The organism is Actinomadura rupiterrae (genome assembly GCF_024172125.1).
GTDB lineage: Bacteria > Actinomycetota > Actinomycetes > Streptosporangiales > Streptosporangiaceae > Spirillospora > Spirillospora rupiterrae.
Genome location: NZ_JAMZEA010000016.1, coordinates 226,647 through 246,219, shown reverse-complemented (window position 1 = coordinate 246,219; position 19,573 = coordinate 226,647). Strand labels below are relative to the sequence as shown.

The following is a 19,573-nucleotide window of genomic DNA, read 5'->3' as shown; positions in this document are numbered from 1 at the left end:
TGGCCGCGCGGATCGTCGCGCTGGACGTCGTGGAGAGCAAGCGCGACCTGGCGCTGCAACTCGGCGCGACCGACGCCGTGGCGGGCGGGCCGGACGCGGTGGAGGCCGTCCGGGAGCTGACCCGCGGCGGCGCCGAGAAGGTGATCGACACGACCGGGGTCGCGCCCGTCCTGGAGCAGGCGTACGCGGCGACCCGGGCGGGCGGCACGACCGTGACCGTCGGGCTGCCCGACCCGTCCGCGCCGCTGACGCTGCCCGCGCTGAGCCTGGTCGCCGAGGAGCGCACGCTGCGCGGCAGCTACCTGGGCTCGTCGGTGCCGCGCCGGGACGTCCCGCGCTTCGTCGGGATGTACCGGTCCGGGGTGCTTCCGGTGGACGCGCTGCTCTCGCACCGGCTGACCCTGGACGAGGTGAACGCCGGCTTCGACCGCCTGCACGACGGCACGGCCGTCCGCCAGGTGATCACCTTCTGACCGGGCGGGCGGCCCCCGGCGGCCCGGCGGCTTTCTGATTCCGGGCGGCGGGGCTGAGTTTCGCCTGACCCGCGGCCAGGAAGAACCCGGACCATGACGCAATTCAAGATCGTGTACGGACCCGCCGAGAGCCCGGTCACCGAGACCATCGACGCCGACCAGATCGTGGAGGAGGAGGGGATCGTCGTCTTCTTCAAGGGCGACGAGGCGCTCATGCGCGTCCAGAAGGAGAACCTCCACAACGCCGAGGACCTCCCGATCGAGCGGTGACGATCGGAAGGCCCTCGGCGCGCGGCGACGGCGGCTACGGCCGCTCGGCCCGCTCGGCCTCGGTGTTGAGGTGCGAGCGGCGGCGGCCGTAGCCGAAGTAGACGACGCAGCCCAGCACGAACCAGACCGCGAACCGCACCCAGGTCTGCCACTGCAGGAACGTGATCAGCCAGATCGAGAAGCCGATCCCGATCGCCGGGACGAACGGCATCAGCGGCGTCCGGAACTCGCGCGGCAGGTCGGGCCGCCGGTAGCGGAGCACGATCACCGCCGCGCACACCACGATGAAGGCCAGCAGGATGCCGATGTTGGTCAGCTCGGCCGCCTCGGCGATCGGGAAGAACCCGGCGATCAGCGCGGAGCCGGCGCCGAGGATCCAGGTGATCCGGGTCGGCACGTGCCGGGTCGGGTGGGTGTGCGCGAACCACGCCGGGAGCAGGCCGTCCCGGCTCATCGCGAACCACACCCGCGCCGCGCCCATCATGAACGTGAACAGCACGGTCAGGATGCCGATGATCGCACCGACCGCGATCACGAACCCGACCCCGTTCATCCCGACGCTCTTGAACGCCGAGGAGAACGCGGCGTTCGGGTTGATGTCCCTGTAGTTGATCATGCCGGTCAGCACCAGGCAGGCCAGCACGTACAGCACCATCGAGATCCCCAGGGACAGCAGGATCGCCGTGGGCATGTGCTTGCGCGAGTCCTTCGACTCCTCCGCGGCGGTCGACATCGCGTCGTAGCCGAACACCGCGAAGAAGACCGTCGCGGCCCCGGTGAACGCGCCGCCCCAGCCGTGCGGGAAGAACGGCGTGTAGTTGCCGGTCTTGATCTTGAAAACGCCGACCACGATGACCAGTAGCACGATCGCGATCTTCAGGTAGACCGCGGCGGTCTCGAACCGCGCGGCGTTCTTCATGCCCAGGTTCAGCACGTAGGCGATCAGCAGGCAGAGCACGACCGCGAACAGGTTGATCTTGTAGCTGTGCGCGGCCACCCCGTCCGGTTCGGTGCCCGGCGCGCCCATCATCCAGTTCGGCAGGTGGATGTGCAGGAAGCCGAGGAGATCGGCGAAGTAGCCGGATATGCCGATCGCGACGACGGCGACGATCGCGGTGTACTCCAGGAGCAGGTCCCAGCCGATGGCCCAGCCGGTGAACTCGCCTAGCACCGCGTAGCCGTAGGTGTAGGCCGATCCGGCGCGCGGGATCATCCCGGCGAACTCGGCGTAGGAGAACGCGGCGGCGGCGCTGGCGATGCCCGCTACCAGGAACGACACCAGGACGGCCGGTCCGGCGTCCTTGTGCGCGACGGCCCCCGCGAGGGAGAAGATCCCGGCGCCGATGATGCCGCCGATGCCGATCGCGGTGAGCTGCCAGAGGCCGAGCGTCTTCTGGAGCGCGGTGTCGGCGGGGCCGCCGACCGACTCGTCCTGGATCTGATCGACGGGTTTGCGCCGGGTGAGGTCTCTCAGCAGGGTCATCAGCGTCCCCTCCTCCGCGAGGCCCCTCGTCGTCGAGGGGCTTCCGCGATCGTCACACATCACTATCGGACAGGAAAGATCCCCCATTACGGTGCGTTAACTCCTCGAACGCGATGATCGGCGGATGACGACCCGACGGAACCTGCTGGCCGCGGCGGCCGCGGCGCCCCTCCTGGCGGCCTGCGACGGCGCCCGGCACGGCGCGGCGCGGGCCGCCGGAACCCCCGGCGACCTGGTGATGATCATCCGGCACGGCGAGAAGCCGGCCGCCCATGGCGCGCCCTACGGGGTCACCGCGGACGGCGAGCGCTCGGACGGGTCGCTGACCGTCCGGGGGTGGACGCGGGCGGGCGCGCTGGCGGCCCTGTTCGCCGATCCCGCCCGGGCGGTCCTGCACCGCCCGGACCGGATCTTCGCCGCGAGCCCCGAGGGCGGCAAGGCGCTCCGGCACAGCCAGACCGTGACGCCGCTGGCCGAACGGCTGGGGCAGCACCTCGACCTGTCGTACGGGAAGGGGCACGAGAAGAAGCTCGGGAAGCACCTGGCGGGGCTCAAGGGCGTTTCCCTGGTGGCGTGGGAGCACCACGCCATCCCGGACATCGCGGCGGGTCTGGGCGCGTCCACTCCTGGCTGGCCGGACGACCGCTTCGACCTCATCTGGCTCTTCACCCGGACGGCGTCCGGCTGGACGTTCTCCCAGGCCCCGCAGTTCCTGCTGTCCGGCGACCGGCAGGTCTGATCAGGTCGGGCGGGCGCGGCGGAGCTCGGCCCGGACGATCTGGGCGAAGTCCTGCAGCAGCCGCGTCCGCCTGCCGGTCGCCCACACCAGTGCCCATTCGATGGGCGGCGCGTCGCGGATCGGCAGGTAGGCGACACCCGGATACGGGTGGTAATGCGTCATATGGGCGCCGAACGGGAAGGCGCCCTTGCCCGACCCGATGTAGGCCAGCGCCTCGGCGACCGAGTGGATGTGCGGGCCGCGCGCGATCGGCCGTCCGCCCGGGGTCTCCCGAGGCGCGCGGTCGTCGTTCCAGCTGTCGGGCATGTACGGCGCGGTGAGGATCGGGATCTCGGCGAGGTCTTCGAGCGCGACGTCCGGCTTCCGGGCGAGCGGGTGCCGGGCCGGGAGCGCCAGCACGCGCGGCTCGGCGAGCAGCACCGGCCCGACCGAGAGGTCCGGGGCGAGGACGGGCAGGCTCGCGTTCATCACGTCCACGTCGCCGAGTTCGAGCGGGCGGAAGGCGTCCCCGGCGGAGATCTCGCTGATCGCCACCCGGACGTCCGGACGGCGCGCCCGCAGCACCTCGGCGGCCTCGACGAACAGCCGCGTCCACAGGATGTCGAACGCCCCGACCCGCAGCGTCCCCTTGACGCCCCGGGCGGTCGCGGCCGCGTTGGCCAGCGCGTCCTGGACGCCGCGGTAGGGCGGCTCCAGCTCGTCCAGGAGCTGGCGGCCGAGGTCGGTGAGCGCCACCCGCCTGCTGGTGCGCTCGAACAGCGCACCGCCGACGCGCCGCTCCAGCGACGCGACGAGCTGGCTGACCCGCTGCCGGGAGACCTGGCGGCACTGCGCGGTCCGGCCGAAGTGCAGCTCCCGCGCCAGGACGAGGAAGGTCTCCAGCTCCGCGTGATCGGCAAGTGGCACTTGCCGATCGTACTGGAACTCGCCGTTGATGCAGGTGAGACCGGCTTGGAACGATCGATCACCGGATCTGTTCGATCAGTGGGGGTTCGCATGCAGCAGGTACGGGATCTCACGAGCAGGGTCGCCCTGGTCATCGGCGGCACCCGCAACCAGGGCGCCGCCATCGCCGCGAACATCGCCTCCCGCGGCGCGACCACCGTCATCACCTACGCCAACGACGACGCCGCGGCCAAGGAGACCGTCGAGGGCCTCGACAAGCGCTGGGCGGCCACCGAGGCCGTCCGCTCGGACGCCACCCGGGCCGACGAGGTGAACGCCCTCTTCGAGGACGTCGTCACCCGGCACGGACGGCTCGACGTGGTCGTCCACACCCCCGGCGCGTTCATCAGCAAGCCCCTCGCCGACCTCACCGACGCCGACTTCGACCACCTGATCAACCTCAACACCCGCAGCGCCTTCAACACCCTCCGCGCCGCCGCCCGCCACCTGTCCGACAACGGCCGGTACGTCGTCCTCTCCACCCCCCTCACAACCGGCCTGCACTCCGGCTCCAAGGCCGCGGTGGAGCAGATGGTCCTGGCGGCGGCCAAGGAACTCGCCGCCCGCGGCATCACCGTAAACGCCGTAGCCCCCGCCCCGCGAGACGACATCACCACGGTCGTCGGCTGGCTCCTCTCCCCAGAAGCCACCTGGCTGACCGCCCAAACCCTCCGCCCCAACCCCACCCTGCTCTGAGCCCTGGGGTCACGCGGCGGCGGGCTTGCTGGCCGGCTGGAACCGGAAGGACACGGCCTCCATCAGCGGCTTCCGCTTGGTGTTCTGGAACGCCGCCACCTTCCAGCTCCCGTCCTCGCGGACCATCGAGTAGGTCTGGACCTTGTCCAGCTTGGCGGGCCGGTCACCGCCCTTGTAGGTCGCGCCGCGCGTGACCACCAGAGCGCTGTCCGGCCCGGTCAGCCGCACGCTCAGCGTCTCGGACGCGAGCTTCGTCCCCTTGATGAAGCTGTCGAACAGCACCTGGTGCGCCCGCCCGATCTCGTCCGCCCCCTGGTACAGCGTCCCGACATACGTGATGTAGGTGGCATCGCCGGTGAACTCGGCCCCGTAGGCGGCCCCGTCCCCAGCGTCCCAGGCGGCGGTGAGCCGCTCCAGCACAGAAACGATCGCCGCAACATCCGCAGCCCGCGAGGTGGTGCTCTCCATGACGACTCCTTCATCTGCTCGTTAGAAGTAACTTCCTGAAAGAAGTTTCTTCGTTTAAGAAGAGATTAGGTCGCACGCCTGCCCCTGTCAACACCGCGGGCGGCCGTCCGAAGCCGAAACCTGTTACGCCTGCGCGACGTTCACCGGACGGACGGCTGGAGGCGTTCTTTAGGCGCGGCAGGTCGGGTTGCGGTTCGGCGCCGACGAGGCGGGGCGACCTCGTCCCGGAGCTGTCATTGGTGGAGAACGCCTCGCTGCCTCTGGTCTTCTCGGGTGTGCGGCCGCCGACTCGCCGTCCTCGGCGCCGCGCTGACGCCGTGGCGCTGCCCTAGGGTGCTTCCGCGCGCACTATGTGCCGGCGCCGGCGCCGCCGTGACCACCCCTCAAGGACGCCCGATCGCCACGATCACCGTGCCGACGACCCAGCTGGCCGTCCGAGTCGGCGGAACCCTGTTCCCGGAGGCGGGCAGCGGGCTGTTCGTCGCCAGCGCCACGCCCGGCCTGCGAAAATTCCTGAACGCACCCCACCAGCGGCTCACGATCGTGATGACGGACGGACGGCCCTCGTGCTGCTAGCAGCGTCCACCCGCCGCCTCATCGGCCCGATCACCCCCGACGAACTCCCGCGCGACCTGTGACCGAGCTCAGCCCTCCAACTCCCGAACACGTCGAACCAGAACCCGCCAGTCCAACCCGTCCAACGCCAAGTCCCCCGCGGCCGGATCCTTGGAATCCCGAACCCCAACCGTCACACCGAGTTCAGCAACCTCAACGCAGTCCCCGCCTTCGTGCGCGCTGCGGCTGCTCTTCCGCCAGTTCAGAGGGCTGGTCGCGCCAGTCTCGTCGAAGTCCGACAGGGACGCCACCTCGACGCAGTCTCCGCCTTCATGACCGCTGTAGCTGCTCTTGCGCCAGCGGGCCTGGCTGGTCATGCGAAGTCCTTGATGCGGTGTGTGAGGGCTTGCCACCCCTTGACGCTCAGGATGATTTTCGGGCCCTCAGCATCTTTGGAGTCGCGAAGGCCGACCAGGCCCGCAAGGTCCGCGACCTCAACGCATTGCCCACCCTCGTGCCCGCTGTGACTGCTCTTGCGCCACCGCACCGCTGCTTGGTCCGCCAGCTTCACAGTTCCTCCAGGAGTCTCCTGATCAGAGCTAGTGACTCTGATATGGGAAGTGCATAACCCGCGATCGTCTCGTACCGCAACAGGTATTTGGCGGCACGTGCCCGCTCACTGATCAGCATGCCACTTCCTGCCGACTCCGTATAGGCGACGTGGCTGCCGTCATCCAGGCCGATGACGGTGAAGGCGCCGGTGAGGCCCGGGTAGTAGCCCGTGCCCTCGTTAATCACGTAGATCGTGACGGACGGCAGTCGGGCGACGTCGAGCAGATTCTTATACTGCTCGCGCATCAGCTTCTCGTCACCTACCTTCCTGCGCAGAGCCATCTCATCCATGATGAAGAAGCAGCGTGGTGGCTTCTCCTTCGCAAGGAGCGCCTGGCGGCTCAGCCGTTCTGCTAGAAGGTGTTCGGCCATGCCGGGTTCGATCTCTTTGGAGAGTTCCCACATGCGGAGGAAGATGCCGTCGGTCTTGAAAAAGGTGTCGAGGTCGATGGCGCTGTCTTTGGAGATCTTCCGTCCGACCTCCATCCTGGATATCCAGGTGGACGAGCAGCCGAGCCGTTCGGCGAGCTGCTCCTGGGTGAGGTCGAGCGCGGTGCGCTTGCGCTGCAACTCGCGGCCGAAGAACACGAGCGCGGGATTGGGGGCATCCGGCATGACGGCGACCTTCCCCGGGGGTGATTGGACGCGCGGGTCCAGCTCGGGATCTTCCGAGAATAACGGCCCAAGAATGATGCTGATCTCGTGAATGAAAAATGGGAGGTATGGTGAATATTTCCCCTTTGTGAATGGGTGATGGAGCCTGATCCCTTGGTTCTGGTTCGCCGCAGCGGTTGCGTGCAGTAGGGACATCTGTCGTGCAGGTCAGTAGACCCGGGCTGATCGGTGCTCCACGATGCGTGTGTCGATAGGGAGGTTGCAAAATGCGTCAAAACGTTCACGGGAGCGCTGACCTGCGGCTCACCTTCGTCTGCAAGGATCCGGACTCGACGGGCGACGACGACTGCGCGGCCTTCTACCGCACGAGTCGTGGAACCTGGGCTGTCCAGGGTGTCCTCCACGCGGATCCGGACGTGCTCAGCCAGCTGAGAGGGTTGAAGGACGACGAGGGCCTGGTCGAGATTCCGGGGGCCCTGGTCGATCTGCTGGTCCGGACGCATCCAGAGGAGAGGGCGTTGGATGGAACTGCTCTCGGTGCAGCAGCGCGGCAAGGTGCTCAGCGGGGTGCGAAGCCTGCTCAAGGTGGAGTTGCGTGACCACTACGCCATGGACGATGCGTTGTTCGCATCCTGGCGGGCCGGTGACCTCGGTGCGGTGAGGCGGGCGGCGGAGGCGTATCGGGACACGTTCGAAGCCAGGCGGTACGAGCGCTTCGGGCGGGTCAAAGTCGTCTCCGAGCCGTTGTCTGAGTACCACCGGTTCGTCCTGGACTTCAGTGCCCTTGCCATCGAGCTGACCGGTGCGGACATCCGCTGGCTGCCGCGCCGGCTGACGTCCGGGCTGCTGCTTCCGGGCAACGACTTCTTCGTCCTGGACGGCGAGAAGGCCCTCTTCAACGTCCTGGACGGTGACGACAACCTCGCAGAGGTGCAGCTGTACCGCGAGCCGGAGGTGGTCAAAGCGTGCCTGGAGGCGTTCGCCGCCGCTTCTGCCCTGGCCGTTCCCCTTCATGAATACGCGGCAGGCTAGGTACTCTTCGTCGCAGTGTCAGAGCAGGCGAACGCCGCTCGGAAGGCGTTCGCCGAGCGGCTCAGGGACATCCGCAGGGACGCGGGCCACACCGGGCTGGAGCTGGCCGCGCGGACCGGTATCAACAACGCCCGGATCTCCCGGATCGAGCACGGCAAGGCGAAACCGACCGAGGACGACATCCGGAAGTGGGCCATCGCCTGCGGTGTCGCGCGGCTGATCCCCGAGCTGATCCCCGAGCTGATCGCCGTCCATCGCGAGGTCGAGCAGATGTGGCTCGAACACCGCCGCGAGATGCGCAAGGGCCAGGTCCACATCCAGTCGCGCTCCGGTCCGCTCTACGAGGACACAGAGCTGCTGCGGGTCTACGAGTCCACCGTGGTGCCCGGCATCCTTCAGACGCCTCGCTATGCCCGGGACGTCCTTCGGATCAACGCCGCCATCCACGGCCTGCCCTTCGAGGACGTGGAAAGGGCCGCCGCCGCCCGAACCTCTCGTCAGCACCTCGTGACGGCCGGCACTGGGCGCAATCGGTACTTCTTCCTGGTCGAGGCCTCCGTGCTGACCTTCGTACACGGTGGTCCCGAAGTGATGGAGGAGCAACTCGACCTGCTCTCGTCCGTGGCGACCCGGCCGAACGTCGTGCTCGGCATCATCCCGCCCGGGCGGCGCAAGGTCTGGGCGGGCGAGGCGTTCTACCTCTTCGACGAGAGGCTTGTCCGCAGCGGTTACTGGTCAGGGGCCTTCCGCACCCGGCGGCCGGACGACATCGCCCTCTATCTGAAGATCTTCGAGATGCAGCGCCAGCAGGCGGTCTTCGGTGGCGATGCGCGGGCCTTGATCCAGGATGCCCGTGGCGCCTTGCAAAACTGGTCAAACTCCTAGCCGCATCGTGCGGTCGAGCCGGACGATGAAGGCGGCAGCCGCCGTTCCGGGACCGAAGGAGGCACGGATGTTCATCAAGTCGGGTCAGTGCGGTGGGCCGTGCAGCGATGGATGCGTGAACGTCGCCATCGTGCGCGAGGCCGTGATCGTTGCCGACGAGAAGGGGGGCACGTCCGTCTTCGACCACCGTGAGTGGGCGGACTTCGTTGCGGGCGTCAAACAGGGTGAGTTCGACGTTCCGAGTGGCTCCGAGGTGATGGCGGCCTCCGGTTCCTGATCGGTACGGCACTCCGCGAAAGTCACGGGCCTCGCTGCTCCCGCGGCGAGGCCTCTTCTTTGACAAGGATGCTCAGGGTGACGTGTCCGCCCTTCGATTACGACTACTGGAAGCGCGAACCGGACAGGTGGAAGGAAACCGGCGTCCACTGGCATTGCCATGTGTGGCGGGCGAGCGGGGAGCAGTATCGGAACGATGCCCAGCGGCGTGATCCAGGGTGTGAACAGGCTCCTCTGGTCGTCCAGGAGTGGCTACGGAAGCCCGCGCGGCTCGTCGACCACGTCGTGCGGACGCCTGACGAGGGCGTTGCCTGGCTGGCGAAACAGTGGGACGGGCTCAAGGCGAATGTCTCCGGAGCGCTGGAACCCGCGGACGACGTCCGGCTCGGGAGGGCGCTGTATGAGCTGCGCCTCGGGCAGGGCGTGGTGTGGGGATTCTGGACGCTCGACGCATCCCATTACATCGGGCTCTATCTGGTGGCCACTGCCTCGCTGACGTGCCACTGAGCGTGGCTGGGGGAGTGTCGTAGGGGTGTGTGAGGGTGGGGGGATGGCGATCTTGGGGTTGGACGAGATTTCGGCGGCGGTTCGGGCTGGGTGGGGTGGGGACACGTGTTCGCCGGACGATGTGTCCCGCGGGCCTTGGTCGCCGGAGAATCCGGCTTGGGGGCACTGTGACATCACGTCGTTGGTGGTGAACGACTTCTTTGGCGGACGGCTGCTGCGGGGGGAGGTGTTCACGGCTGCGGGGGAGCAGGCCGGGTTCCACTGGTGGAACGTGCTGGACAGCGGGGTCGAGCTTGACCTCACGCTCGAACAGTTCAAAAGCGGGCAGCGGGTCGTGGGCAGGGACGTGGTCGAGCGGCCGCGGCCGTTTCCGAAGCGGCGCAAGGATGAGTACCTGGTTCTGCGGGAGCGGGTGGCTGAGCGGCTCGGGTGGTATCCCGCGGTTTAGCGGCGGACGGACAGGGCGTGGTGGAAGACGTTGAGGGGGTCCCAGCGGGCCTTCACGCGTTGTAGGCGGGGGTAGTTCGCGCCGAAGTAGAGGCGTTGCCACGGGGTGTGCTGGTTCCACGCCGGGTCGGCCAGGTCGGTGTCGGCGTAGTTGATGGCGGCGCCGTCCGGGGGGACGCCGCCGGTTTCGGCGAAGAGGTCCCGGTAGGTCTCGCGGGTCCAGGCGAGGTGGCGGGGCTCGTCCTCCGGGCCGTCCCAGGCGTTGGCGAGGAACAGCTGCATGACGGCGGCGCGGTGCGGGACGGCGGTGGCGTCCGGGGCGACGGCGTTCCCGGTGCCGCCTGACGTGTAGAGGCTGAGGCTTCCGCCGGGGTGGTCGTAGTCGGCGCGGGTGAGGCTGCGGTAGAGCGCCTGGGACTGGGACTGCGTGAAGCGGCGGCGGAGGTAGGCCGACTTCGCTTTCAGGCGGCTGGGCATCGCGGGGGTGTCCTGGAGCGCGGACGTCAGCCAGGGCTCGAAGCGGGTCGTCACCACTGGACGGACGGGGAGGTTCGCGCTGATCGCGGTGACGTGGTCGTGCAGGAGGTTCTCGGCGTAGCCGCGGCTCGCGGACGCGACCTGCCCGTGCAGAGTGATCCGTCCCGTTTGCGGACGGGTCAGGCGGAGTTCGCTGTACAGGCGGTTGGACGGCATGCCCGGGGTGCTGTTGCGTTCGATCCAGCGGCCGTGGTTGCTCAGCATGCGGACGAAGGCGTCCTGGTCGAGGCCGGTCCAGGGCCAGTGGACGTCGAAGGTCAGCGCGGCGGCGGGCGGGGTCGGGAGGTCGCGGAACCAGTAGCGGGTGACGACGCCGAACGTGCCGCCGCCGCCTCCGGTGTGCGCCCACCACAGGTCGCGGTTCGGGTCTTCGGGGTCGCGGGTCGCGATGACCGGGCGGGCGCGGCCCGATCCGTCCACGACGACGGTCTCGACGGCGTACAGGTGGTCTACGGACAGGCCCAGCGTGCGGGAGAGCGGGCCGGAACCCCCGCCGACGAAGTGCCCGCCCGCGCCGACCGACGTGCACCGCCCCGCCGGGACGGTCACGCCCCAGCCGAGGTACAGCTTGCGGTAGGCCTCGCCCAGCGTGGCGCCGGCCTCGACGGCGTGCGCGCGCCGCGCCGCGTCCCAGTACACGGCGGTCATCGCGGACATGTCGATCACGACCCGGACGTCCGGGTCGGCGACCAGGCCCTCGTAGCAGTGCCCGCCGCTGCGCACCGCGAGCCGCCGCCCGGTGTGCACCGCGTCCTGGACGGCCCGGACGACGTCGCTCGTCCGCCCGGCGACCCAGACGTGGTCCGGCCTTCCCTCGAAGCGGCGGTTGCGTCCCCGCGCGGCCAGCGAGAGGTGGCGGGCGTCGCCCCAGCCGACGCGGGACGCCGGGACGGGTTCGAGCGAGTCCAGTTCGATGTCGACGGCCTCGACGATCGGGCCGGGAAGGGTGTCGGTCGCCGCCGCCGCGGTGCAGAAGCCGCCGCGGAACACGTTGCGCCTGCTGGTGTAGGAGACCATGGGCCCAAGCTATGGAGCGGCGGCGCTCCGCACAGTCGCCCTTGGCCCACAGTCAGGGTAGGCGTAAGCCCCCTATGCGCCGTGTACGAAGGTGTACTAGGACGTGCCGACCTGCTGGAGGATGAGGCGTTCGAAGCCGGCGGCGAAGTCGCGGTAGTGCTCGCGCAGGGCGCGGCCGGGCCAGTCGGCGGGGAGCAGGTCGTCCGGGAGCAGCGGGTCGTTCAGCAGGTGGCGCAGGACGGCGGCCGAGATGGTGAACTGGTCGGCGAACGTGCCGGACGCGTCGAGCGCCTCCAGCAGGGCGCGGGCGGTGCCGGCCCAGGCGCCGAGGTCCCAGAGGGAGGCGGCGAGGTCGGCGGGCGGACGTTCGGGACGTCCGGTCAGGGTCACGCACTGCCGCTCGACGATCTCCGGACGCGGCCGGGCGAGGTTCGCCGGGCGCAGCCAGGTGCCCTCGCGCAGCTCGGCGAGGCGCAGCTCGGACATGGTCTGGCGGAGCGCGGCGCGGTCGGCGGCGGGACGGCGCTCGGCGGTGACGACGGCGATCTCCCAGGTGCCGTCCCAGGGGCGGGTGCGGGGCTCGCGCGACTCGTCCTGGCGGCGCTGCCGGGACAGCAGCCGGTCGGTGAGCGCGTACGCGCCGTCCACCTGGACGAGGTCGCCGGCCGCGACCATCCGGGACAGCGCGACCCGGACGGTGCCCTCGGCGATCCCGAACCGCTCGCCGACGCGCACCAGGTAGCGGGCGGGGAGCCGGGGCGGGTGGACGCCGAGCAGCGTGCTGAGCACGACCGACCGGGCGGTAAGGGGGCGCAGTCCCAGGTGGTTCGTCGTCATCCTGAGCCGGACCCTACCCTGATTACATCCTTCCATCGCGTGCAGGCGACATGTAATGTCCGGGTATCGGGGCAGGGTTCCGGTGGGCCGCCCGTGCCCTGCGAGGGTTTCGAAGGGCCGGCTCGTACCCTGCGAGAGACGCGAACGAGGGAGCCGCCGCATGGGCGTCCGCGTGGAACGAGACGGACCCGTCACCACCGTGATCCTGTCCAGGCCGGACGTCCGCAACGCCGTGGACCGTCCGACCGCCGACGAGCTGGCCGCCGCGTTCCGCGCGTTCGACGCCGACCCGGACGCGTCCGTGGCCGTCCTGTGGGGCGAGGGCGGGACGTTCTGCGCGGGCGCCGACCTCAAGGGCATCGGCGACGGACGGGCCAACCGCATCGAACCGGACGGCGACGGACCGATGGGCCCGACCCGGATGCGCCTGACCAAGCCGGTCATCGCCGCCGTCGCCGGGCATGCCGTCGCCGGGGGGTTGGAGCTTGCGCTCTGGTGCGACTTGCGTGTCGTTGAAGAGGACGCGGTGTTCGGCGTGTTCTGCCGCCGCTGGGGCGTCCCGCTGATCGACGGCGGCACGTTCCGGCTGCCCCGGCTGATCGGGACGTCCCGCGCGATGGACATGATCCTGACCGGGCGTCCGGTGGAGGCGCGCGAGGCGTTCGACATCGGCCTCGCGAACCGGCTCGTCCCGCGGGGGGAGTCGCGCCGGGCCGCCGAGGAGCTGGCCGCGCAGCTGGCGCGGTTCCCGCAGCCGACGCTGCGCGGCGACCGCCTGTCCGCGCTGGAGTGCGAGGGCCTGGACGAGGACGCGGCGATCGCGACCGAGTACCGGCACGGCCTGACCGGACTGGACGCGGCGGTCACCGGCGCCGCCCGGTTCGCCGCCGGGCACGGCCGGCACGGCGACTTCTCCGACATCTGACCACGGCCCCCTCCGGTCCGGCATCTGACCGCGGCGTCCACATCAAGATCAACGAGGGTTGACCGAACGGGATTCGGCTTCTAGGTTCCGTAACGGACCACCCCCCGTGAGGAGCCGACATGACCATGACCGTGGACGAGGCGGGCCGGACCCTCGCGACGCCGTCCGCCTACGCCGACGACGCCCGGCTGCACCAGGCCCTCGCGCTGCTCCGCCGCGAGGCGCCCGTGCACCGCGTCGGGCAGGACGGCTACAACCCGTTCTGGGCGGTCACCCGGCACGCGGACGTGCTGGAGGTCGAGCGGCGGCACGACCTGTTCCTGAACGCGCCGCGCCCGATCCTCGGCACCGCCGAGTTCGACGCGTTCAACGCCGAGCGGATCGCGCAGGGGACCGCGCTGCGCACGCTCATCCACATGGACGACCCGGACCACCGCGTCATCCGCGCGATCGGCGCGGACTGGTTCCGGCCCAAGGCGATGCGGGCGCTCGAACCGCGCGTCCGCGAGCTGGCCCGGCGCTACGTCGACCGGCTCGCCGACCTCGGCGGACGCTGCGACTTCGCGCGCGAGGTCGCGGTCCACTTCCCGCTCTACGTGATCCTGTCGCTGCTCGGCCTGCCCGAATCCGACTTCGACCGGATGCTCAGCCTGACCCAGGAGCTGTTCGGCGGCGACGACGCCGAGCTCCAGCGCGGCACGACGGCGGAGGAGAAGCTCGCCGTCCTGCTCGACTTCTTCGCCTACTTCCAGGAGCTGACCGCCGCCCGCCGCGCGCACCCCACCGACGACCTCGCCTCGGCGATCGCGAACGCCCGGGTGGAGGGCGCGCCGCTGAACGACATGGACACCGCGTCCTACTACGTGATCATCGCGACGGCGGGGCACGACACGACCTCGTCCACGATCGCGGGCGGGCTGCACGCCCTGGTCACCCACCCCGACCAGCTGGAACGGCTCCGCGGCGACCTGGCGCTGATGCCACTCGCGGTGGACGAGATGATCCGCTGGGTGACGCCGGTCAAGGAGTTCATGCGGACGGCGACGGCCGACTACGAGCTGCGCGGCGTCCCGATCCGCGCGGGCGACTCGCTGCTGCTGTCGTACCCGAGCGCGAACCGCGACGAGGACGTCTTCGACGACCCGTTCCGCTTCGACGTCGGCCGCGACCCGAACAAGCACCTCGCGTTCGGGTTCGGCGTGCACTACTGCCTCGGCGCGGCGCTGGCCCGGATCGAGGTGCGCGCGTTCTTCGAGGAGCTGCTGCCGCGCCTGGAGTCGGTCGAGCTGGACGGCGAGCCGACCGGCATCGCGACGACCTTCGTCGGCGGCCTCAAGCGCCTCCCGATCCGCTACACCCTGAAGGGCTGACCGGCACGATGGCGTCCGGAACCCAGCCCACCGGGTCCCTGCCCACCGGGTCCCTGCCCACCGGAACCAAGACGGCCGGAAACACGGTGTCCGCGACGGCGGCGGTACTGCGCGGCCACGACGCGCCCTACTCGCTGGAGCCGGTCGAGCTGGCCGAGCCGGGGCCGGGCGAGGTGCTCGTCCGGATCGCGGGCGCCGGAATGTGCCATACCGACCTGCTCGGACGCGTCCCCGGCGACCGGGTGCCGAAGCCGGTCGTCCTCGGGCACGAGGGCTCGGGCCACGTCGAGGCGATCGGACCGGGAGCGAGCGGCCTCGCGGTCGGGGATCCCGTCGTGCTCTCGTTCGACTCCTGCGGACAGTGCCGGAACTGCCATGACGGACGGCCCGGATACTGCGCGGGCATGGCACGCCTCAACATGGCCGCCGCCGCGATGGACGGCCGTCCGCGCGCGTTCGACAAGTCCGGCCAAGCCGTCCACAACCGGTGGTTCGGGCAGTCGTCGTTCGCCACGCACGCGCTCGCGACCGTCCGGAACACCGTCAAGGTGGACGAGGACCTCCCGATCGAGATGCTCGGACCGCTCGGCTGCGGCGTCCAGACGGGCGTCGGGTCGGTGCTGCTGGCCCTTGCCGTCCGTCCGGGGGAGTCGCTCGTCGTGTTCGGCGCGGGCGCGGTCGGCCTGTCAGCGGTGATGGCCGCCCGGCTCACCGGCGCGGCCCCGATCGTCGCGGTCGACCTGCTCCCCGCCCGCCGCGACCTCGCGCTGGAGCTGGGCGCCACGCACGCCCTGGACGGCGCCGCCCCCGACCTGGGCGAACGGCTCCGCGCCGTGGTGCGCGACGGCTTCCACCACGCGCTCGACACCACCGCCCGTCCGGACGCCGTCGCGACAGCCCTCGCCGCATTGCGGACGACCGGAGTGTGCGGTCTGGTCGGCGTGGGTACGGAGGACTATCGCCTCGATCCGACCCTGATGCTCATGGGCCGGACCGTACGGGGCATCATCGAGGGCGACGCCGTCCCCCAGACCCTCGTCCCACGCATGACCGACCTGTGGCGGCGCGGCCTGCTGCCGTTCGACCGCCTGATCCAGACCTATCCGCTCGCCGACATCGCCCGCGCCGAGGCGGACGCGCTGTCCGGCACGACCGTCAAACCCGTCCTGCTGCCGTAGCGGCGGCGGGGACGGGCGCCCCCGAGGTCCGCCCTGTCACCGGGGACAGGGGCCGGGACCACCACCCCCGCTTCGCGACGTCCGTCAATCCTCTGAGGTGGACATGAGCACGTCCGTCAGCATCGAATCCCGCGCCCTCGCCCTGGTTCTCGGAGAAGAGCGCCCGAACCCGGGCGAGCTCGCGACCCTGTTCAGGGCGCTGCCGCCCGTCGCCGCGTCCGACCTGACCGGGCTGTGGCGCGGCGGCCTGTTCGACCCCGAGGACCGGCTGGCCCGGCTGCTCACGCGGCTGCGCTGGTACGGCAAGCGGTTCGACGACCCCGAGAACGTCGACCCGCTGGTCTGCCGCACCGACGGCGGCGCCCTCTACATCTACGACGGGATGGGCTCGGCGCGGCTGCGCGAGATCGTCCTGGACGGCGTCCCGTCGGTGGCGATGGTCTACGACGAGCAGCCGATCATCGACCACTTCCGGCGGGTCTCCGACGACGTGGTGATGGGCGCGATGGACGCCAAGGGAGAGCCGGCCGTCCTCTACTTCCACCTCACCCGCGAGCCGTAGCGCCCTCCGGTCGGGTCAGCGGACGCGGTGGAGGAGTTCGCCGCCCGCCTCCAGGCGGCGGACGTTCTCCATCGCGACCTCGAAGTAGCGGTCCCACGTCTCGTGCGTGAGCCACGCGACGTGCGGCATGACCACGACGTCCTCGCGCCGGAGCAGCGGGTTGCCGGCGTCCACGGGCTCCTGCTCGAAGACGTCGAGGCCCGCGCCCGCGAGGTGGCCGGAGTCGAGCGCGTCCAGCAGCGCGCGCTCGTCGATGATCTGGCCGCGTGCGGTGTTCACCACGACCGCGCCGGGGCGGAGCAGCGCCAGCCGCTCGCGGTTCAGCAGGTGGTGCGTCTCATCGGTGAGCGGGATGTGCACCGACACGATGTCGCTGGCCCGGAGCAGGTCGTCCAGCGGACGCCAGGACGGGTCGTCCGGACGCGGCGTCCGCGAGGTGAACAGCACGTTCGCGCCGATCGCGGTCAGCATCCCGCGCAGCAGCGTCGCGATCTCGCCGCCGCCGAGCAGGCCGACCGTCCGTCCGGCGATCTCGCCGCCGGTCAGCGCGCGCTCGGCGGGCCAGCCGCGTCCGGCACGGGTGCGCGCGTCGAACGCGACGACCTTGCGGAGCGCGGCGAGCATCAGCAGCAGGCTCGTCTCGGCGACGGCCTGCGCGTTGCGGCCCGGCATGTTCGCGACCGTGATGCCGCGCTCCTCCGCCGCGTCCAGGTCGATGGTGTTGACGCCCGTGCCGAGCTTCTGGACGAGCCGGAGCTTCGGCGCGCGGTCGAAGTCGGCCGCGGTCAGCGGCCGCAGCACGTGCCAGATGACCTCCGCGTCCGGGAGCAGCGCGGCGAAGCGCTCCTCGTCCTGCTCCGAGCAGATGGCCACGTCCCAGCCGGGCCGCTCGAACTCGCCGTCGTAGTGCAGCAGGATCCGCACCCCGCACCCCTCCCGATCGCCTCGCGCCGTCCGCCGACTATCTTGCCGAGGGACGGGACGTCCCCGCCGCACGGGGGTCCCGCGATCTCGGGGAGGCGCGGATGGGCGAGGCGGTCTGGGCGCAGCGGAAGCCGGTGGTGCTGGCGCCGATGGCGGGCGGGGCGGGCCGTCCGGAGCTGGTCGCGGCCGTCGTCGAGGCGGGCGGCCAGGCGTTCCTGCCCGCCGGGTACAAGACCGCCGCGCAGCTCCGGAACGACATCGAGGCGACGCGGGCGCTCACCGGCGGCCCGTTCGGCGTGAACCTGTTCATGCCGTCCCACGACGATGTGGACGACGCCGCCGTGGCCGCCTACCGCGACCTCCTCGCGGACGAGGCTGCGGACCTGGACGCCGAGCTCGGCACGCCCAAGGCCCGCGACGACGACTACGACGCCAAGGTGGAAGACCTCCTCGCCGATCCTCCGGCGCTGGTCAGCTTCACCTTCGGCTGCCCGTCACGGGAGGTCGTCCGGGCGTTCCGGCGGGCGGACGTCACGACCGTCGTGACCGTGACGACCGTGGACGAGGCGCGGCAGGCCGTGGAGTCCGGTGCGGACGCGCTGTGCGTCCAGGGCACCGAGGCGGGCGCGCACCGGGGCTCGTTCACCAACACGACCGAGTGCGCGCTGCCGCTGCGCGAGCTCCTGCCCGCCGTCCGCGCGGTCACCGGCCTGCCGCTGTTCGCCGCCGGAGGCATCGGCAGCGCCGGGGACGTCGCCGAGGTGCTCGACCTCGGCGCGGTCGCCGCCCAGGTCGGGACGCTGTTCCTGCGCTGCCCGGAAAGCGGCGCGACACCCGTCGCGAAGGCCGCCCTCGCCGACCCGAGGTTCACCGAGACGGCCGTGACCAGGGCGTTCAGCGGACGACCCGCGCGCGGGTTGGTCAACCGCTTCCTCTCCCGGTATTCGGACGAGGCCCCGGCCGCCTATCCGGACGTCCACTACATCACGTCCCCGCTCCGCAAGGCCGCCGCCGCCCGCGGCGACGCGGACGCCGTCAACCTCTGGGCCGGGACGGCCTTCCGCAGCGCCACCGAAGCCCCCGCCGCCGACGTCCTCGACCGCCTCACCCCGCGCTGACCCCGCTGACCCAGCTGACCCCGCTGGCTCTGCGTCCCGGCTGACCTGACCGACCCCGCTGACCCGAGTGGCCCTGCGTCCCGGCTGGCCCGACTGACACGACTGGCTCTGCGTCCCGGCTGACCCGGCGTCTCGGTGAACAGGCCCGGGGGCCGATAGCGCCGGGGGCGCGGTGCCGCTAGGTTGTGCGCATCGGGGATCTTTGACGGGGAGGGTGCCGGGTGGGGACCGGTGTTTCCGCCGCCTTCGGGCGGCTCGCCGCGGGCGTCTGCTGCGCGGCATTGCTGGCCGGACTGGCCGGATGCAAGGTGTCGGGCGACTCCGACCGCGGGACGGGCGGCACCGGCGGCACTCCCGGAGACGGCAAGGGCAAGGACGGCAGCACTCAGGTCGATCCCGCCGCGTGGGCGAAGTGGGGGCTCAAGCCGATGCGGCCCGCGCCCGCGGCGCCCGCCGACAAGCCGATCAAGCTGTCGAAGAAGGGCCCGGCGAAGGTGTTCCGGGCCGTCCCGACGAGCGAGAAGATCGTGTTCGTCACCATCGACGACGGCGCGGAGAAGGACCCGAGGTTCGTCGAGATGGCGCGGGAGTTGCGCGTCCCGTTCACGATGTTCCTGATGAACGACGCCGTCAAGGTGAACTACGGGTACTTCAAGCCGCTTCAGGCGCTTGGCAACCACATCCAGAACCACACGCTGAACCACCCGGTCATGCGCAGCCTCGGGCCGGAGTCGCAGAAGCAGCAGATCTGCGGCGACCAGTCGATCCTGGTCAAGCAGTACGCGACCAAGCCGTACCTGTTCCGTCCGCCCTACGGCAGCTACAACATGGCCACGCAGGAAGCGGCCGCGGCGTGCGGCATCCACGGCATCGCGCTCTGGCGCGAGTCCATGCAGATCCACGACATGCAGTACGACGACGCCGCGAAGAAGCTGCACCCCGGCGACATCATCCTCGCCCACTTCCGCGGGCCGAAGGAGCTCAAGGGCGCGACGATGACCGAGATGTTCGCCGCGCTCCTCAAGCACATCGCCAAGCAGGGCTACACCGTCGCCCGCCTGGAGGACTACGTCCAGCCCCCGGCCTAGCCGATATGCCCCGC

At 70.6% G+C, this 19,573-nt stretch carries 25 protein-coding genes; 16 read left to right on the top strand and 9 right to left on the bottom strand.

What is annotated here, in order from left to right:
• Both FHU30_RS41630 and FHU30_RS41625 read left to right on the top strand, forming a co-directional pair.
• Positions 1-473 (top strand): zinc-binding dehydrogenase (locus tag FHU30_RS41630; protein WP_253883238.1); only part of this gene is annotated, 473 nt, incomplete at its 5' end.
• Between the two features lie 93 nt (positions 474-566).
• Positions 567-743 carry a hypothetical protein gene (locus tag FHU30_RS41625; RefSeq protein ID WP_253883237.1) on the top strand — a complete coding sequence of 59 codons (177 nt, stop codon included), beginning with the start codon at positions 567-569 and terminating at the stop codon, positions 741-743.
• A 34-nt stretch (positions 744-777) separates the two neighbouring features.
• Here FHU30_RS41625 and FHU30_RS41620 read toward each other — a convergent pair whose 3' ends face one another.
• Positions 778-2,226 (bottom strand): amino acid permease, encoded by a 1,449-nt coding sequence (locus tag FHU30_RS41620; RefSeq protein ID WP_253883236.1) that lies wholly within the window; start codon positions 2,224-2,226, stop codon positions 778-780.
• Positions 2,227-2,350: 124 nt separating this feature from the next.
• Here FHU30_RS41620 and FHU30_RS41615 point away from each other — a divergent pair, with 124 nt between their 5' ends.
• A complete protein-coding gene (locus FHU30_RS41615) occupies positions 2,351-2,965 on the top strand; it encodes a histidine phosphatase family protein (protein ID WP_253883235.1) in 615 nt (204 codons plus the stop codon).
• Here the strand turns inward: FHU30_RS41615 and FHU30_RS41610 are convergent, their stop codons facing one another.
• Entirely contained in the window at positions 2,966-3,871 is a 906-nt protein-coding gene (locus tag FHU30_RS41610; RefSeq protein ID WP_253883234.1) for a LysR family transcriptional regulator, read from the bottom strand.
• Between the two features lie 90 nt (positions 3,872-3,961).
• On the opposite strand from FHU30_RS41610, the gene FHU30_RS41605 reads away from it, so the two are divergent.
• Entirely contained in the window at positions 3,962-4,606 is a 645-nt protein-coding gene (locus FHU30_RS41605) for an SDR family oxidoreductase (protein WP_253883233.1), read from the top strand.
• Positions 4,607-4,615: 9 nt separating this feature from the next.
• On the opposite strand, the gene FHU30_RS41600 is transcribed toward FHU30_RS41605, so the two are convergent.
• Positions 4,616-5,074, bottom strand: a complete 459-nt coding sequence (locus FHU30_RS41600) for an SgcJ/EcaC family oxidoreductase (RefSeq protein ID WP_253883232.1) — start codon at positions 5,072-5,074, stop codon at positions 4,616-4,618.
• A gap of 372 nt (positions 5,075-5,446) precedes the next feature.
• Here FHU30_RS41600 and FHU30_RS41595 point away from each other — a divergent pair, with 372 nt between their 5' ends.
• The gene (locus FHU30_RS41595) at positions 5,447-5,650 is read left to right on the top strand and encodes a hypothetical protein (RefSeq protein ID WP_253883231.1); all 204 of its coding nucleotides are present in this window, start codon (positions 5,447-5,449) and stop codon (positions 5,648-5,650) included.
• Positions 5,651-5,718: 68 nt separating this feature from the next.
• On the opposite strand, the gene FHU30_RS41590 is transcribed toward FHU30_RS41595, so the two are convergent.
• Genes FHU30_RS41590 through FHU30_RS41580 form a run of 3 tightly spaced genes read right to left on the bottom strand, consistent with a single transcriptional unit; the run spans position 5,719 to position 6,856 of the window.
• Positions 5,719-6,006 (bottom strand): DUF397 domain-containing protein, encoded by a 288-nt coding sequence (locus FHU30_RS41590; protein ID WP_253883230.1) that lies wholly within the window; start codon positions 6,004-6,006, stop codon positions 5,719-5,721.
• Complete coding sequence (locus FHU30_RS41585; RefSeq protein ID WP_308211491.1) at positions 6,003-6,176, bottom strand: DUF397 domain-containing protein; 174 nt, start codon at positions 6,174-6,176, stop codon at positions 6,003-6,005. The genes FHU30_RS41590 and FHU30_RS41585 overlap by 4 nt, the downstream gene beginning before the upstream one ends.
• 20 nt (positions 6,177-6,196) lie before the next feature.
• Complete coding sequence (locus tag FHU30_RS41580) at positions 6,197-6,856, bottom strand: helix-turn-helix domain-containing protein (RefSeq protein WP_253883229.1); 660 nt, start codon at positions 6,854-6,856, stop codon at positions 6,197-6,199.
• A 522-nt stretch (positions 6,857-7,378) separates the two neighbouring features.
• On the opposite strand from FHU30_RS41580, the gene FHU30_RS41575 reads away from it, so the two are divergent.
• From FHU30_RS41575 to FHU30_RS41555, 5 genes are all read left to right on the top strand, one after another.
• Complete coding sequence (locus tag FHU30_RS41575) at positions 7,379-7,888, top strand: DUF6879 family protein (RefSeq protein ID WP_253883228.1); 510 nt, start codon at positions 7,379-7,381, stop codon at positions 7,886-7,888.
• 15 nt (positions 7,889-7,903) lie between these two features.
• Positions 7,904-8,773: a helix-turn-helix domain-containing protein gene (locus tag FHU30_RS41570; protein ID WP_253883227.1), complete on the top strand. Its 870-nt coding sequence runs from the start codon at positions 7,904-7,906 to the stop codon at positions 8,771-8,773.
• 67 nt (positions 8,774-8,840) lie between these two features.
• A complete protein-coding gene (locus FHU30_RS41565) occupies positions 8,841-9,050 on the top strand; it encodes a DUF397 domain-containing protein (protein WP_253883226.1) in 210 nt (69 codons plus the stop codon).
• A gap of 77 nt (positions 9,051-9,127) precedes the next feature.
• Complete coding sequence (locus FHU30_RS41560) at positions 9,128-9,556, top strand: hypothetical protein (RefSeq protein WP_253883225.1); 429 nt, start codon at positions 9,128-9,130, stop codon at positions 9,554-9,556.
• Between the two features lie 43 nt (positions 9,557-9,599).
• Positions 9,600-10,004 carry a YunG family protein gene (locus FHU30_RS41555; RefSeq protein ID WP_443612902.1) on the top strand — a complete coding sequence of 135 codons (405 nt, stop codon included), beginning with the start codon at positions 9,600-9,602 and terminating at the stop codon, positions 10,002-10,004.
• Here FHU30_RS41555 and FHU30_RS41550 read toward each other — a convergent pair.
• On the bottom strand, positions 10,001-11,557 hold the full coding sequence (locus FHU30_RS41550) for an FAD-binding oxidoreductase (RefSeq protein WP_253883223.1): 1,557 nt from the start codon (positions 11,555-11,557) through the stop codon (positions 10,001-10,003). The genes FHU30_RS41555 and FHU30_RS41550 overlap by 4 nt on opposite strands.
• 96 nt (positions 11,558-11,653) lie before the next feature.
• Positions 11,654-12,394, bottom strand: a complete 741-nt coding sequence (locus tag FHU30_RS46680) for a PaaX family transcriptional regulator C-terminal domain-containing protein (RefSeq protein WP_301324399.1) — start codon at positions 12,392-12,394, stop codon at positions 11,654-11,656.
• Positions 12,395-12,554: 160 nt separating this feature from the next.
• On the opposite strand from FHU30_RS46680, the gene FHU30_RS41535 reads away from it, so the two are divergent.
• The 4 genes from FHU30_RS41535 to FHU30_RS41520 all read left to right on the top strand — a co-directional run bounded on the left by FHU30_RS41535 (position 12,555) and on the right by FHU30_RS41520 (position 16,429).
• Positions 12,555-13,319, top strand: coding sequence for a crotonase/enoyl-CoA hydratase family protein (locus tag FHU30_RS41535; RefSeq protein ID WP_253883221.1), 765 nt, complete (start codon positions 12,555-12,557; stop codon positions 13,317-13,319).
• A gap of 119 nt (positions 13,320-13,438) precedes the next feature.
• The gene (locus FHU30_RS41530; RefSeq protein WP_253883220.1) at positions 13,439-14,689 is read left to right on the top strand and encodes a cytochrome P450; all 1,251 of its coding nucleotides are present in this window, start codon (positions 13,439-13,441) and stop codon (positions 14,687-14,689) included.
• A gap of 8 nt (positions 14,690-14,697) precedes the next feature.
• Entirely contained in the window at positions 14,698-15,867 is a 1,170-nt protein-coding gene (locus FHU30_RS41525; RefSeq protein WP_253883219.1) for an NAD(P)-dependent alcohol dehydrogenase, read from the top strand.
• A gap of 103 nt (positions 15,868-15,970) precedes the next feature.
• Positions 15,971-16,429 (top strand): DUF4334 domain-containing protein, encoded by a 459-nt coding sequence (locus FHU30_RS41520; RefSeq protein WP_253883218.1) that lies wholly within the window; start codon positions 15,971-15,973, stop codon positions 16,427-16,429.
• A 15-nt stretch (positions 16,430-16,444) separates the two neighbouring features.
• Here FHU30_RS41520 and FHU30_RS41515 read toward each other — a convergent pair whose 3' ends face one another.
• Positions 16,445-17,353 carry a 2-hydroxyacid dehydrogenase gene (locus FHU30_RS41515; protein WP_253883217.1) on the bottom strand — a complete coding sequence of 303 codons (909 nt, stop codon included), beginning with the start codon at positions 17,351-17,353 and terminating at the stop codon, positions 16,445-16,447.
• A gap of 101 nt (positions 17,354-17,454) precedes the next feature.
• Here FHU30_RS41515 and FHU30_RS41510 point away from each other — a divergent pair, with 101 nt between their 5' ends.
• Positions 17,455-18,471, top strand: coding sequence for an NAD(P)H-dependent flavin oxidoreductase (locus FHU30_RS41510; protein ID WP_253883216.1), 1,017 nt, complete (start codon positions 17,455-17,457; stop codon positions 18,469-18,471).
• A 221-nt stretch (positions 18,472-18,692) separates the two neighbouring features.
• The gene (locus tag FHU30_RS41505) at positions 18,693-19,559 is read left to right on the top strand and encodes a polysaccharide deacetylase family protein (protein WP_253883215.1); all 867 of its coding nucleotides are present in this window, start codon (positions 18,693-18,695) and stop codon (positions 19,557-19,559) included.
• Positions 19,560-19,573: the final 14 nt, after the last annotated feature.